This window comes from Solwaraspora sp. WMMD791, from assembly GCF_029581195.1.
GTDB lineage: Bacteria > Actinomycetota > Actinomycetes > Mycobacteriales > Micromonosporaceae > Micromonospora_E.
Map to the genome: position 1 here is coordinate 807,426 of NZ_CP120737.1, position 14,529 is coordinate 821,954.

The 14,529-nt window shown below is 71.1% G+C and carries 12 protein-coding genes and 1 CRISPR repeat array; of the genes, 4 read left to right on the plus strand and 8 right to left on the minus strand.

From position 1 onward, the window contains the following. Positions 1 to 124 precede the first annotated feature (124 nt). On the plus strand, positions 125 to 670 hold the full coding sequence (cas1, locus tag O7623_RS03455) for a CRISPR-associated endonuclease Cas1 (RefSeq protein WP_282227128.1): 546 nt from the start codon (positions 125 to 127) through the stop codon (positions 668 to 670). After that, on the plus strand, positions 670 to 1,068 hold the full coding sequence (gene cas2e, locus O7623_RS03460) for a type I-E CRISPR-associated endoribonuclease Cas2e (RefSeq protein WP_282227129.1): 399 nt from the start codon (positions 670 to 672) through the stop codon (positions 1,066 to 1,068). Before cas1 ends, cas2e begins: the two co-directional genes overlap by 1 nt. Positions 1,069 to 1,107: 39 nt before the next feature. Beyond that, a CRISPR array of direct repeats spans positions 1,108 to 2,228; the repeat unit is 28 nt; unit sequence CTGCTCCCCGCGCACGCGGGGATGGTCC. 144 nt (positions 2,229 to 2,372) lie between these two features. Here cas2e and O7623_RS03465 read toward each other — a convergent pair. Beyond that, positions 2,373 to 3,362 (minus strand): PaaX family transcriptional regulator C-terminal domain-containing protein, encoded by a 990-nt coding sequence (locus tag O7623_RS03465; RefSeq protein ID WP_282227130.1) that lies wholly within the window; start codon positions 3,360 to 3,362, stop codon positions 2,373 to 2,375. Positions 3,363 to 3,524: 162 nt separating this feature from the next. On the opposite strand from O7623_RS03465, the gene O7623_RS03470 reads away from it, so the two are divergent. Continuing rightward, on the plus strand, positions 3,525 to 4,925 hold the full coding sequence (locus tag O7623_RS03470; RefSeq protein WP_282227131.1) for a PHB depolymerase family esterase: 1,401 nt from the start codon (positions 3,525 to 3,527) through the stop codon (positions 4,923 to 4,925). Between the two features lie 159 nt (positions 4,926 to 5,084). Here the strand turns inward: O7623_RS03470 and gdhA are convergent, their stop codons facing one another. The 6 genes from gdhA to O7623_RS03500 all read right to left on the minus strand — a co-directional run bounded on the left by gdhA (position 5,085) and on the right by O7623_RS03500 (position 12,037). Further along, on the minus strand, positions 5,085 to 6,428 hold the full coding sequence (gdhA, locus tag O7623_RS03475; protein WP_282227132.1) for an NADP-specific glutamate dehydrogenase: 1,344 nt from the start codon (positions 6,426 to 6,428) through the stop codon (positions 5,085 to 5,087). Positions 6,429 to 6,636: 208 nt separating this feature from the next. Continuing rightward, positions 6,637 to 7,308, minus strand: coding sequence for a hypothetical protein (locus O7623_RS03480; protein WP_282227133.1), 672 nt, complete (start codon positions 7,306 to 7,308; stop codon positions 6,637 to 6,639). Between the two features lie 2 nt (positions 7,309 to 7,310). Beyond that, a complete protein-coding gene (locus tag O7623_RS03485; protein ID WP_282227134.1) occupies positions 7,311 to 7,688 on the minus strand; it encodes a PadR family transcriptional regulator in 378 nt (125 codons plus the stop codon). A gap of 77 nt (positions 7,689 to 7,765) precedes the next feature. Further along, positions 7,766 to 9,043: a cytochrome P450 gene (locus tag O7623_RS03490; RefSeq protein WP_282227135.1), complete on the minus strand. Its 1,278-nt coding sequence runs from the start codon at positions 9,041 to 9,043 to the stop codon at positions 7,766 to 7,768. Between the two features lie 332 nt (positions 9,044 to 9,375). Further along, positions 9,376 to 11,070, minus strand: coding sequence for a S8 family serine peptidase (locus tag O7623_RS03495; RefSeq protein ID WP_282227136.1), 1,695 nt, complete (start codon positions 11,068 to 11,070; stop codon positions 9,376 to 9,378). A gap of 172 nt (positions 11,071 to 11,242) precedes the next feature. After that, positions 11,243 to 12,037, minus strand: a complete 795-nt coding sequence (locus tag O7623_RS03500) for a siderophore-interacting protein (RefSeq protein ID WP_282227137.1) — start codon at positions 12,035 to 12,037, stop codon at positions 11,243 to 11,245. Between the two features lie 265 nt (positions 12,038 to 12,302). Between O7623_RS03500 and O7623_RS03505 the strand changes: the two genes are divergently transcribed. Continuing rightward, a complete protein-coding gene (locus tag O7623_RS03505) occupies positions 12,303 to 12,755 on the plus strand; it encodes a rhodanese-like domain-containing protein (RefSeq protein WP_282227138.1) in 453 nt (150 codons plus the stop codon). Positions 12,756 to 12,858: 103 nt separating this feature from the next. Here O7623_RS03505 and O7623_RS03510 read toward each other — a convergent pair whose 3' ends face one another. After that, on the minus strand, positions 12,859 to 14,520 hold the full coding sequence (locus O7623_RS03510) for an amidase (RefSeq protein WP_282227139.1): 1,662 nt from the start codon (positions 14,518 to 14,520) through the stop codon (positions 12,859 to 12,861). Between the last annotated feature and the right edge of the window lie 9 nt (positions 14,521 to 14,529).

The following is a 14,529-nucleotide window of genomic DNA, read 5'->3' on the forward strand; positions in this document are numbered from 1 at the left end:
GCGGTGTCCCACCGGGACCGGCGGCTTGCCGTCGCCCGCACGATGTACGACATGCGGTTTCCCGACGAGGACACCGGTCAACTGACCATGCAGCAACTGCGGGGCGGACACCGGTCAACTGACCATGCAGCAACTGCGGGGCAGGGAAGGAGCGCGGGTCAGACGCACTTACCGGGAGCATGCCCGCCGTACGAAAGTGACGTGGACCCACCGGGACTACGACCCGGAGAACTTCGCCGGCTCCGATCCGATCAACCAGGCACTATCGGCGGCACACGTCTGCCTGTACGGCATCGTCCACGCCGTCATCGTCGCGCTCGGTGCGGCACCGGGCCTGGGGTTCATCCACACAGGTCACGAGCGTTCGTTCGTGTACGACATCGCCGACCTGTACAAGGCTGAGATCAGCATCCCGGTTGCCTTCGACGTCGTCGCGCGAGGATCGGCGGACGTCCCGGCGGACACACGCCGCGCCGTCCGCGACCGGCTGTTTGAGCTGAATCTCCTTGATCGGTGCGCGGCCGACATCCGTCGACTGCTCCTGCCCGACTCCGCAGGTCAGCAGGAGGGTCACGCGTTCAGCGAGGACGTCGTCAACCTGTGGGACGAGTCCGGCGCGGAGATGCCCAGTGGTATCAACTACGCCGACGAGTATGAGGTCGACTTCTGATGGTCGTCATCGTGCTGACCGCCTGCCCTGCCGGCCTGCGAGGACACCTCACCCAATGGCTGCTGGAGATCGCCGCTGGCGTGTACGTCGGGCACGTAACCTCGCGGGTTCGTGACCGGCTTTGGGCTCGGGTGACCGAACTCGCCGGACCCGGCCGGGCACTCATGGTGTACCAGGTTCGCGGAGAGCAGCGGCTCTCGTTCAAGGTGCATGACCATCACTGGCATCCGGTCGACTTCGACGGCATCATGCTCATCCGACGACCAGCGGATCCCGCCGCTCTGGCCGTCGCCCCGCCCTCCGGGTGGAGCAAAGCGTCCAAGCGGCGACGATTCGCTCGACGCGTTCCCACCCCCAAGTCAGGGATCGACCAGTCGGAGCGAAACCAAAGTGAATGAAAACGGCTGCTGCGTCGCTGAACCTGCAGGTCAACAAGTCTGCTCCCCGCGCACGCGGGGATGGTCCCGCGCCGGCCGTCGCCTGCCTCACCCTGGCCTCCTGCTCCCCGCGCACGCGGGGATGGTCCCAGCATCGCCACGCGGATCGTGCGCCGCGACGACTGCTCCCCGCGCACGCGGGGATGGTCCCAGCGGTGCGGGTGCCCGTCGCACCAGCGGACACTGCTCCCCGCGCACGCGGGGATGGTCCCCAGTCTCCTGCGGGTCGCGCGCCATCGTGGACCTGCTCCCCGCGCACGCGGGGATGGTCCCTGCAACCGGGGCCGGTCGTCGCCGGCTTTCTTCTGCTCCCCGCGCACGCGGGGATGGTCCCCGGGCGTTGCGGTAGCCGCAGGTGGGTGCCGACTGCTCCCCGCGCACGCGGGGATGGTCCCGCCGACGACCACCCGCAGCGGCGTGCCCGCAGCTGCTCCCCGCGCACGCGGGGATGGTCCCTCCAGCCCTGTCGCGGTCGCCCCGAACAGCGGCTGCTCCCCGCGCACGCGGGGATGGTCCCAGGGGCCGCGACCCGGCCCCCGATGGACCTGCCTGCTCCCCGCGCACGCGGGGATGGTCCCCGCTCCACCAGCAGCGCGGCGATCAGCTCGTCCTGCTCCCCGCGCACGCGGGGATGGTCCCGCCGCCGCCACCCCGGTGGCGACGGGCAGCTGCTCCCCGCGCACGCGGGGATGGTCCCTGCTGCACTACGCCGACCTGGCCATGTACGACCTGCTCCCCGCGCACGCGGGGATGGTCCCGAGCAGCCCCGGCCGGGATGGGGACCGGCCGGCTGCTCCCCGCGCACGCGGGGATGGTCCTAGAAAGGCACCACCATGACTGATCCGATCACCCTGCTCCCCGCGCACGCGGGGATGGTCCCGCGGTGACCGGCGGTGGTGGCTGATCGGGTGACTGCTCCCCGCGCACGCGGGAATGGTCCCTGGTCCGATGATTTGCGCAGCACCGCTGCGGGCTGCTCCCCGCGCACGCGGGGATGGTCCCCATTCCATCCGGGGTTGGCCTTTGCCGTCGCGCTGCTCCCCGCGCACGCGGGGATGGTCCTGGGTAGAACTCGGTGGCGAAAGCGTCCGCTTACTCCCCACGCACGCGGGGATAGCCCCACCAACGGGACGAGGGCTTCGATCAGCTCGACTGCTCCCCGCATACGCGGCGATGCGCTTCCTGCACTGCTGTCTGTTGCATGGCTGCAGGCCGGTTGGCAGTCAGGCGGGCAGCTCGAGTCCGGTTGTTCGAGAGTAGCAGAGTTACGCAAAGTGTGTGAGTCGGCTTCTGGCCGGTGGCCGGCCGATTCCGGCGAGCAGGTCGACGGTGGTGTGTGCGCGTACGTCGGGGTCGGTGCCGCCGGTGTGGGCGGCGACGACCGTACGGACGTGGTGTTCGGCGACGTCGGCGAGGCCGTCGTAGACGGCGGTGAAGACCTCCCGGGCGGTGTCGCGCAGCCAGCCCGCCGGTAGCAGCTGGATCGGCAGTTGCGGGTCGAGGGTGGGGAATCGGCGGTAGGTGTCCATCACTTCGGTGCGGGCCTGTACGGCGTGTGGGCCGTCGAGTCGGCCGGCGCTGATCCGGGGTAGCAGCGGCCGCCAGCGGTGCAGGAAGGCCTCGTACTGCTGGTGGATTTCGGCGATGTCCCAGGCGTCGATGGGTTTGCGGCCGGTGACGGCGTCGAGGTCGACGGCCCGGCCGCGGATGACGGTGACGGTGCCGGGGTCGAGCTGGGCCAGGTGGGCGCTGACCAGGTGGGTCGGCGGGTGCGGGGAGATCCACAGTCCGTCGTACAGCGGGGCGTAGCCGAGCCAGCGGAGTTGGCCGCGCAGTGCGCGGCGCTGGGTGCTCTGCTCCTGGGGCAGGGAGAAGGCGACAAGTGTCCAGTGTCCGTCCCACGCCGGTGGGCTGGTGGTGGAGGCGATGATCCAGCTGCCGCCGACGGAGAGGTTGGTGGCGGCGCGTTCGCTGAGCTGGTAGGAGCTGTGCCGGCCGTGGCGGCTGCCGTCGAGGATGCCGCGTCGGGCGAGGCGGCTGATCGCGGTCCGGGCGCCGGTGGCGGTGACGCCGCTCTCGGTGAGCAGGGCGACGATCGCGGCGGACGGTAGCGCGGCCCGGGTGCGCAGGGTGTAGTCGGCGAGCAGGGTGACGGCGAGGCCCTGGGGGGAGTTGCCGGCCTGGCGGCGGGGCAGCCGTACGGAGTCGTCGTGGTCGTCGGGGTAGATCTCCTCGATGGTGAACGGTCGCTTCACGGTCGCTCCGGGGCTCGTCTCGGCGGTGGCGTACCGCGACTGTAGACGGCGCTGATCATCGAGTTGCATCGATTGACACTTGTGCGTCCGAGGAGAACACTAAGTGCCACACGTTGCCGTGCAGGGTCGGGCAGGGCGCGCCGTACCTATCGAGGAGGGTGTATGAGAATCGTTCGAAGACTGCTGCTCGGCCTGGCCGCGTCGGTGGTGGCCGCCGGCCTGGTCGTGCCGGCGTTGACCCCGGCGCACGCGGCCTCACTGGTCGAGGTGACGAACTTCGGGAACAACCCGGGTGGCATGCGGATGCACGTGTACGTGCCGGACAACCGTCCGGCCAACCCGGCCATCGTCGTGGCGATGCACGGCTGCGGCGGCAGCGGTCCCGGCTTCTACTCCGGCAGCGAGTTCGCCTCGCTGGCCGACCGGTACGGCTACATCGTGATCTACCCGAGTGCGATGCAGCAGGCCGGCTTCGGCAACTGCTTCGACGTCTGGTCGGACGCGGCCAAGCGGCGCGGCGGTGGCAGCGACCCGGTGTCGATCGTGTCGATGATCAACTACGTGCAGCAGCAGTACCGGGGCGACCCCAACCGGGTGTACGCCACCGGCAGCTCGTCCGGCGGCATGATGACCAACCACATGCTCGCCGTCTACCCGGACGTGTTCAAGGCCGGGGCGGCGTTCATGGGTGTGCCGTACAACTGTTTCGCCAACGCCGCCGACTACCCGCCGGGCAGCAGCCAGTGCACCGGCGGCAACATGAACCGGACCCCGCAGCAGTGGGGTGACGCGGTCCGCCAGCAGGCGTACCCGGGCTACACCGGACCTCGGCCCCGGGTGCAGTTGTGGCACGGCACCAACGACACCCTGGTGCCGTTCAGCCTGCTTCAGGAGTCGGTCGAGCAGTGGACCAACGTGTTCGGGCTCAGCCAGACGCCGACGTCGACGGACACCCCGCAGCCGAACTGGAACCGCCGTCGCTTCGCCGACAGCAGCGGCACCGTCCAGGTGGAGGCGTACAGCATCCAGGGTGCCGGGCACAGCCTGCCCAGCTCCGGGATGGCCGCCGCCGCGATCACCTTCTTCGGCCTGACCAACCCGTCGCCGACGACCGCCCCGCCGACGACCGCACCGCCCACCACCGCACCACCCACGACGGCCCCGCCGACGACGGCGCCGCCGACGACGGCGCCGCCGACCACCGCACCGCCCACCACCGCACCCCCGACGACCCCGCCGCCGACCGGCGCCTGCCGGGTCACCGTAACCCTGAACGCCTGGAACACCGGCCTGACCGCGAACTACCGGATCACCAACACCGGTACGTCGCCGGTGAACGGCTGGTCCCTGGTGTTCACCCTGCCGGGTGGGCAGAACATCACCTCGGGCTGGAACGCGACCTACTCACCGTCCTCCGGGCAGGTCACCGCCCGCAACATGTCCTACAACGCCAGTATCCCGGTCAACGGATCGGTGGACATCGGTTTCCAGGCCACCCACACCGGTAACACGGCCCGGCCGACCTCGTTCGCCCTCAATGGAGCATCCTGCACCGTCGCCTGAGCGACCACCGTCGTCGGGCCGGTCGACCACCCGGCCCGGCGATGCGACGGCGACGCGCCGGGAACGGCAGGTTGGGCGTACCTGCCGTTCCCGGCGGCCGCGTCGGATCCGGCGTCTCACGTTGGCCGTGTCGGCTCCGGCCTCCCCTCCCCGCCGCTGTCAGATCAGGCCGTGGGCGAGCATCGCCTCGGCCACCCGGCGGAACCCGTCGATGTTGGCGCCGGTGATGTAGTCGCCCGGCATGCCGTACTCCTCGGCGGTCGCGTGGCAGCGGTCGTGGATGTCCCGCATGATCTCCCGGAGCCGGTCCTCGGAATGGGCGAACGTCCACGAGTCGCGGCTGGCGTTCTGCTGCATCTCCAGGGCGCTGGCTGCCACCCCGCCGGCGTTGGCCGCCTTGCCCGGGGCGAACCGTACGCCGGCCTCGGCGAAGACCCGTACCGCCTGCGGGGTGGTCGGCATGTTCGCCCCCTCGACGACGAGGGTGGTGCCGCCGGCGGCCAGGGTGACCGCGTCGGCGGCGCTGATCTCGTTCTGCGTCGCGCAAGGGACGGCGACCTGGCAGGGCACCTCCCAGACGCTGCGGTCGGCGACGAAAGCGGCGTGCGGCCGGACGTCGGTGTACGCGCTGATCCGCTCCCGGCGGACCTCCTTGATCTCCTTGAGCAGCTCCACGTCGATGCCCTTGTCGTCGTGGACGTAGCCGGAGGAGTCGGAGCAGGCGACCACGGTCCCGCCGAGTTGGTGCACCTTCTCGATGGCGTACAGGGCGACGTTGCCGGAGCCGGAGACGACGACACGTTTGCCGTCGAGGCTGTCACCGGTGGTGCGCAGCATCTCCTCGGCGAAGAAGACCACGCCGTACCCGGTGGCTTCGCGGCGTACCTGGGCGCCGCCGTAGCTGAGCCCCTTGCCGGTCAGTACGCCGGACTCGTACCGGTTGGTGATTCGTTTGTACTGCCCGAACAGGTAGCCGATCTCGCGGGCGCCGACGCCGGTGTCACCGGCCGGCACGTCGGTGTGTTCGCCGATGTGCCGGTACAGCTCGGTCATGAACGACTGGCAGAACCGCATCACCTCGCGGTCGGATCGGCCTCGGGGGTCGAAGTCGGATCCGCCCTTGCCGCCGCCGATCGGCATGCCGGTCAGGGCGTTCTTGAACAGCTGCTCGAAGCCGAGGAACTTGACGATTCCCAGGTACACCGACGGGTGGAACCGCAGTCCGCCCTTGTACGGGCCGAGTGCGCTGTTGAACTCGACCCGGAAGCCCCGGTTGATGTGCACCTCGCCGTGGTCGTCCTCCCATGGCACCCGGAAGATGATCTGCCGTTCGGGCTCGCAGATGCGTTCGATGATCTTCGCCTCGGCGTACTCGGCGTGGCGGTCCAGCGCGGGCACGATGCTGTCCAGGACTTCGCGGACGGCCTGGTGGAACTCGCTCTCACCCGGGTTGCGTCGCACGACCGAGCCGTAGATCGTCTCGATTTTGTCCCGTGCCGGCATGGCTCCTCCTGGGTGTGGGTTGACCTGGGTGTACGTCCGGCATGGTGGCACCCTGCCGGGGACGCTACCCGGTCAGCGGTGACCCGGTGTGACGGTCGGCATACCTGGTGGCGGTTCTGACGGCGGTGACGGGGGCGGTTCTGATGGCGGTGACCGGGCGGTTCAGCCGGCGGTGACCGGGCGGTTCAGCCGGCGGTGACCGGGCGGTTCAGCCGGCGGTGACCAGCGGGGCCGGTGCCGGGTCGCGGACCGCCCAGCGGCGGGCCAGCACGGTGGCACCGACGATGGCGCCGACGACGAGCGCGATCTCGAAGGCGACGACAGTGGGTACGGTGCTGAAGCCGGTCGCCCAGGCGTAGGCGATCGTGACCGGGGTGACGACGATGCCGGCGGTCGGCATGAGCAGCAGCATCCTGGTGGCGGTGGCGCGTATCCGGGGCAGGTCGCGCAGCCGGGTGCGCACAGCGACGACCGCGCCGGCGACCAGTAGCGCGGCCGGGATCCCGTAGTAGACGGCGACCGCCAGCAGCAGCGGCACCCGGAAGCTGCGGGGCAGGTCCACCAGGTGCACCACCACCGGGTAGATCACCATCATGGCCAGGTAGCCGACGACGGTGCCGGCCACCGCGCCGGCGAGGGCGGTCCGCACGACGCGACCGTACTCGGCCGGGACGCGGGCGACGCCGGCTTCGTCGGCCAGGCGGCGGGCGAGTCCGGGTACGTCGTCGCCGAGCAGCTGTGCCGGGGTGACGCCGTCGGCTACTGCGGCCTCCAGTTCGCTGCGCAGGTCGGCGGCGAGGGCCGCACGGTCGGCGTGGGTGACGCCGTAGGCCCGCCAGGCGGCGTCGGCGGTGGCGACGGCGTCGTCGATGGTGTCCACTGTCAGCTCCTCGGGTTGTCGCCGACGGCGTCGGTCAGGGTGGCGTCGACGATGCCGACGAAGGTGGCCCACTGCTGCCGCCAGCTGCGCAGCCGTGCGTGGCCGGCGGCGGTGAGCGCGTAGACCTTGCGGTCGGGGCCGGCTGGGCTGGGCTGGGTCTCGTTGGCGACCAGGCCGAGGCGGCGCATCCGGGTCATCAGCGGGTAGATGGTGCCGTAGCCGACGCCGGTGAATCCGGCGGCTTCGATCCGGCGGACGAGTTCGTAGCCGTGCGCCGACTCCTTCGCCAGCAGGGCGAGCAGACACATGTCAAGCGCGCCGCGCAGCAGTTGGGTCTGACGTTCGCTGTCTGCGGGCTCGTCCACCTCGGCCGCTATCATGCGTCGCATAATAGGCAGACCTATTATGCGACGTCAAATAGTTGCGGCCGTCGTGCGGCCGGGACTGTCGGTACCGCTCAGGTCGTGAACCGGGCGCGCAGGCCGGCCGGGGCGAGGCGGCCGGCGAACGCCGGCCCGACCGACGCGGCGTTCGGGGACGCGATGGTGAACCGGCCGGCCAGCCGGGAAGTGACGACTGCGAGTTGACGCCTGGTCAGCATCGTGCCCAGGCACACCCGTGGCCCGGCGCCGAACGGCAGGTAGGCCAGGCCGGGTGCGGCCCCGCCGGCCAGCCACCGGTCCGGGTCGAACTCCTCCGGCCGCGGCCACCACCGTGGGTCCCGGTGGATCAGGTACGCGTTGAGCAGCACCTCGTCACCGGCCCGCACCGACCATCGACCGACTGTGGTGTCCCGGCGGGCGGTGCGGGTCAGCAACCACGCCGGTGGGTACAGCCGTAGCGCCTCAGCCACGACCGCCCCGGCCAGGCCGCTGTCCGCGCGTCTGGCGTCGGCGCGCAGCCGGTCGACGAGCCATTGCCGCAGGGCCAGTTCCCGGACGATGGACGTCAGCGCCGCTGCGGGGACGCCGTACCCACCAATCAGGACGGTGCGCAGCGTCGACACCACCAGGTGGTCGGGCGGCGTCGGGTCGGCTGCGAGCAGTACGTCGAGCAGGTCGGCGGCGGCACCCGGCTCCACGGCGCCTGGGCCGCCGGGGCGGCGGTCACCGGCTGTCCGCCGCTGGGCGACGACGGCGGTCAGGGTGTCGGTGAACCGCCGGTGGGCGTGCCGGAAGCGTCGCCGTCGCGCAGTCGGCAGCCAGGCCGGCGGCGTGTAGGAGGCAGTCTCGAACGGTGCGGTGGCGGCGATGGCGTCGGCGAGTGTGCGGGGTACGTCGCCGGCGTCGGCACCGAGGCAGTGGTCGGCGATCGACCGGGCGGCGAAGCCGCGCATCACGTCGAGTACGTCGACCTCGTGGCCGCCGGTGGCGGTCAGCACCTGGTCGAGGATCTGGGCGGTCCGGATGTCGGTGGTGGTCGTCGCCTGCCCGACCAGCCCGGCCCGCGCCGCCCGCCGGGCCGGTGTCCACTCCCGTCCGGAGGCGGCGGCGAACTCCAGGTCGGGCGGGCCGTCGAAGGGCGCGAGCTCGGTGACGAAGTCGCCGCCGGTGCGGGCGAGGACGTCGTGGGCGACGACCGGGTCGATGACGCAGACGGTGCGCTCGTCGAACGAGAACACGTCGCCGTACTCGGTGTGGCAGCGTCGGAGGAAGCCGATCCGGTCGGCCTCGTACGGCCGGATGTTGCCGGTCAGCCAGTGCCCGCGCGGACCCGGTGGTCGGTTGGTCGCCACGGGTCCGGCGGGACGTGGTCGGCGGGGCAGCGTTGGATCAGCCGTAGTGGTAGGGCCAGTAGATGTAGCGTCCGCTGACGCGACGCCGGCCGATGAGCCGGGTCGCCAGGTGCCGGAGCGTGCGCATCTCGGCCACCTCCTCGATCAGTTGAGATGAATCGATCTCATGATCGTGGCACGTACCGGAGCGATCACGCAATGGAGCCGAATGAAAACTTGAGGTTACGGAGGTGGGGTCGACGTATTTCCGCCTAAGACGTCACCGGCCGGGCCGGACGGGACGCTGGTCGTCCCGTCCGGCCCGGCCGGCGGTGCCGTACGGTGCTGTTACCTCAGCGGTGGTGCAGCGGCCTGGTCACCGCCGCGAAGGCGTCGACGATGCCGTGACCGTAGAACCCGTTGAAGTTCTTCCCGCCGTCGCAGTAGGCGTCCCACTCGGGGGAGCGGCCCTCGTTGGCGTACGACACCAGACGCGGCTCCGGGCAGGCCGTCTTGGCCGCCGTCCGGTACAGGTGCGCCTCCACCTTGTCCGGGTCGAGGGTCAGCCCGCCGCGCCGCACGTCGCGCTTGCCGTACTTGCTGACGATCAGCGCGGCCACCCCGGAGACGTGCGGGGACGCCATCGAGGTGCCCTGCAGGTACGTGTAGTAGGCGCAGGCCCCGGCTGCGGTGCACTCCTTGGCGACGTACGCCTCGGCGCCGGGCACGATGTTGCCGTCGGCGTCGACCGCGCCCTCCTCCTGCAGCACGTGCAACGGGTACGACGACAGGATCGTGTTGTCGTACGTCCGATGGGTCGGGGTGCCGTACCCGTCGCGGAACCAGCCGCCCGGCGCGGCCACCGAGATCTGCTCGGTGCCGTAGTTGGAGTAGTCGGCCTTGGCCTTCGACGGGCCGATCGCCGACACCCCGATCACGTGCGCGCCCTCGACCGGCAGGTCCCAGCAGGTCGCGTTGTCGATGGTGCGCAGCCGGGGCGTGCCGCCGTAGTTCGGGCTCGACGAGTCCGGGCGGGGGCTGCCGAGGTCCTCGTGGTTGTTGCCGAGCGAGCCGACCAGGGTGACGCCGCGCTTGTGGGCGTACCGCAGGGCCCGGTTGACCGCCTCGATGGTGGCCCGCTGCGACGCCTGCTCCTCGGCGGAGTCGGCCGGGTTGTTCAGGCAGTTGTACAGCCACGGGTCGACGTAGAACGACATGTTGACCACGTCGATGCCGGCGTCACCGGCGTAGACCAGGGCGTTGACGACCGAGTCGAGGAAGAAGTAGCCGGAGTCCTGGCCGCCCTTGAGCGCCACCAGGCTGACGTTGGGGGCGACGCCGGACAGGCCGAATCCGTTGGCGGCCGCGCCGATGGTGCCGGCCACGTGGGTGCCGTGGCCGCTGTCGTCGCGGTCGACCGGGTCGAGGCAGCTCTCGACCTCGCACGGGCCGTCGATCTCGGGGATGTCGGGGGCGAAGTTGCGTGACAGCGAGTAGCTGAAGTTCGGCCGCAGGTCCGGGTGCTGGCCGTCGATGCCGGTGTCCAGGATGCCGACGGTGACGCCGCGCTCGCCCGGTTCGACCTTGCGGGACTTGTCGGCCCGCATCATTGCCAGACCCCACAGCTTCTCGTCGAGCGGGTCCATCCGGGCGCCCCGGTGGCCGCCGGCGCCGGCCGGCCGGCCGCCGACGATGCGGTGCTCCTGCTCGACGGCGTCGAAGCGGGCCCGGGGGGCATAGCCGATGGCGCGTTTCTCGGCGGCACCGAGCAGCGCCGGGGCGGCTGCGACCCGGGCGGCGAAGTCGGCCTCCTCGGTGACGACCTCGTACATGCCGACACTGGTGGTGCTGGCCACGACGGTGCCGCCGGCGGCCTCGATCGCGGCGACGGCCGCGGCGGTGCTGGTGCCGGCCTCGGCGACCACTGTGTATGCGGCGGTGTCGTGCGACGTGTCCGGCGCGGCCACGGCCGGTCCGGCCGGTACGGCGCCCAGCAGGGCCAGCGCCGTCACGGTCGCGACAGTGCCAGCGGTGAAGCGTCTGCTCACCACATCATCCCCTTCGTAGAATGTGCATGCATCACACGGGATCGACGCCGCTACGGGTAGTGGCGCCTGGGGTAATGTACAGCCGCTTCGTTACCGACGGGAGTCCACAGCGGGCGGTGCCGACCGGGCCGGTCCCGTGGGTCGTGGCCGGTGATCGGAGTGGGCGCCGAGGTCAGTGGGCGGTGCCGATCCGCCAGTAGCCGGTGAAGGTGATCCGCCGCTTCGGCACTCCGATGTCGACGAGGTGGCGGCGGCCGCTGGTCGGCAGGGCCTGCTCACCGGCCAGATAGGCGGAGACGGTGGCCGGGGTGTCGGTGGTCCAGGCCGTGACGGCGGCGAGCGCCACGGAACCGGGGCGGGTGCCGGGTTCCCGGTGCAGCCAGCGCACCTCGAAGCCGTCAGGGGCGTCGACCGGTTGGGCGTCGGCCGGGTCGGGGATCTCGACGACGGCCAGGCCGACGGCGTCGCGTGGCAGGTCGCGCAGGATGCCGGCGATCGCCGGCAGCGCCGTCTCGTCGCCGGCCAGCAGGTGGTACGTGGTGTCCGCAGGGTAGTCGTAGCCGCGACCCTGGTCGAGCAGGGCGACGGTGTCGCCGGGGGTGGTCCGCTGCACCCAGCGGGTCGCCACCCCGTCGTCACCGTGCACGACGAAGTCGATGTCGAGTTCCCGGGCGGCGGGGCGGAACGCCCGTACGGTGTAGTTGCGCAGGTGCGGGCGGGTCGCGGCCGGCATCCGCAGGTACTTCAGGTAGCCGATGGTGTCGGCCCGGTGCGGTACGTCGAAGTTGGTCTCACCGTGTTCCTGGGGCAGGAACAGCCGGAACCAGTGGTCGAAGCCGTGGTCCGGTAGTCGCTGCAGTTGCTCGCCGCCGACGGTGACCCGGATGATGTTCGGGCTGATCCGTTCGGTGCCGACGACGTCGACGACACACAGCGTGGTGTGCTTCTTGGCATCCTTGAAGCTCATGAGCTCTCCTTCCGGCGGCCCGCTGGCGCCGCCCGCCCGTTGCGCCCCGGCACCGACGATCATCGTTAGGTCAGGTTTGCCTAACCTTAGTTGATGCCGGAGTCGTCGGGAAGCGCCGCCGCGTCGCCGGCCGTGGACCGCCGGTCACCGCTGGCCGGTCTCTGCTGGCCGGTCTCTGCTGGCGGGTCTCTGCTGGCGGGATGTCGCGCAGGATTGGCACCGCTGCCACTGTCCCGGCCGGACACCGATCGGTGACGATCCGACCATGTCGAAGGTTCTCGCCGTACCGCCGGCGCCGCCGGCCGCCGCAGCCGCCCATTTCGCCGCCCAGCTGGCCTACCAGACCGACGTCAGCGACGTGTACGCCGATCTGGCTGCCACGGTGCCCGGTCTGGTCGTCGTGGACGCCCGGGGAGTCGAGGCGTGGCGGCACGGCCGGTTGCCCGGCGCGCTGCACCTGCCGCACCAGGAGATCGCCGCCCGGGCCGCCGACGTGGTGCCCGCCGACACGGTCGTCGTCACCTACTGCTGGGGACCGGGATGCAACGGCGCGACCCGGGCCGCGTTGCGCTTCGCCGCGCTCGGCTACCAGGTGAAGGAGATGATCGGTGGATACGAGTACTGGGTGCGGGAGGGGTTCGAGGTCGTCACCGACGCGGGGCCGCGTCGTGCGCGGGTCGACGAACTGACGGCCGTCGCCGCCAGCTGCGACTGTTGACCCACTGCCGCGGCCGGGCGGATGCTCCCGACGTGACCGACCAACGCCGGCGGCCGCCCACCTGCGGGTGGGCGGCCGGCACGGGTCGGAACTGACCGGTCGGTCACTGGGTGAGCTCGGCGACCTCCTCGGCGGTGAGCCGGCCCCGGGTGGCGGTGGCCGCCGCCGACCGGGCGGCCGCGGCGGGTGCGCTCGTCGGGGGCTCCGGCGGCCGCCGCCAGTGCCAGTCGGTGACCGCCTGGTACGCGGCGGCCACCGACAGCAGCCGGTCCTCGGCGTACGGCAGTCCACCGAGGATGGTGCCGATCGGCACCCCGCCGCCGGTGAACCCGATCGGGAGCGCGATCTCCGGCAGCCCGACGATGTCGAACGGCACCGGACTGGTCTGCACCACCACGTCGCAGGTGCCGAAGATCTGATCCAGGATCCGCTCCAGCAGCAGCAACTTGGCCCGCTGTCCGGTGACGTAGCCGTTGGCGTCGAGCAGGCAGCCCTGCAGCCAGCTGGTCACCGACACGCCGAAGCCGCGCAGGTCGTCGCGCAGATACGGCATGAACGGCTCGCTGCGCTCGGGCAGTCGGACGTTGTTGAACGCGCTGCCGGTGAGCAGGTCCCACTCGTCGGGGAACGGCACCTCGACCAGCTCGCACTCGGGGATCGCCGCCATGGCGGAGAGGAACGCCTGGCGGGCGAGCGCGGTCTCGGAGGTGCCGTCGGCGTAGCCGGGCAGTACGCCGATCCGGGTCTTCCACCGCATCCGCAGGTTGCCGCCGTCGTAGCGCGGGGTGGCCGCGTTGATCAGGTTCGGCACCGGCGGCAGGCCCTGACTGCGCGGGTCGGCCGGGTCCGGTCCGGCCATCGCCATCAGCATGATGGCGGCGTCCTTGGCGTCGCGGGCCAGCGGTCCGGGATGGTCGCGGCTGTAGGTCAGCGGAATGATCCCGGCCAGTGACACCCGGCCCATCGTGGGCTTGATGCCGGTGAGGTTCTGCGCGTTGGACGGCGCGGTGATCGAACCGCCGGTCTGGGTGCCGATGCCGGAGGTGGCCATCCGGCCGGCGACGGCGGTCGCGGTGCCGGTCGAGGAGCCGCCCGGGTTGGTCGACGGGTTCGTCGGCGTCCAGGCGTTGATCGTGGTGATCTGACCGTTCGGCAGCGTGGCCCGGCTGGTGGCCAGCGGCCCCATCTGGGTCTTGCCGAGCACGATGCCGCCCTGCACGGTCAGCTTCGCCACCGACGTGGCGTCGTACGGCGGCACGAAGTCCTGGAACAGGTAGGAGCTCGCGGTCGTCAGCACACCTTCGGTGAAGTAGTTGTCCTTGATGGCCAGCGGGATGCCGTGCAGCGGACCCCGGTACGGGCGGTTGGCCCACTGCCGGGCGGCCTTGAGCGCCGCCTCCGCGGTGACCAGGTTGAACGCCTGGTACGTGGAGTCGTAGGCGGCGATCCGGTCCAGGTACGCCTGCACCAGCTCCACCGGGACGATCTTGTTGTGCCGGATCATCCAGGCGGCCTCGGACAACGTCCACTCGGTCGGATCGGACATGACCGACTCACGAGGTTTGTTGTACGCGGCGCCCTTGTCCAGCTCAGGGTTGAACTTGACCGCTGGGCCGCTGACCGGGCTCGGCGCGGCCGAGGCGATGCCGGCCAGGCCGGGAAACGCCACGGTGCCGACGGTGGTGGCGGCGGCCAGAGCCGCGGTGCGGGCCAGGAACGCCCGGCGGTCGAGAAGCCGGTCCAGCGGTTGCTGTACGTCTGTCATGGCGTCCTC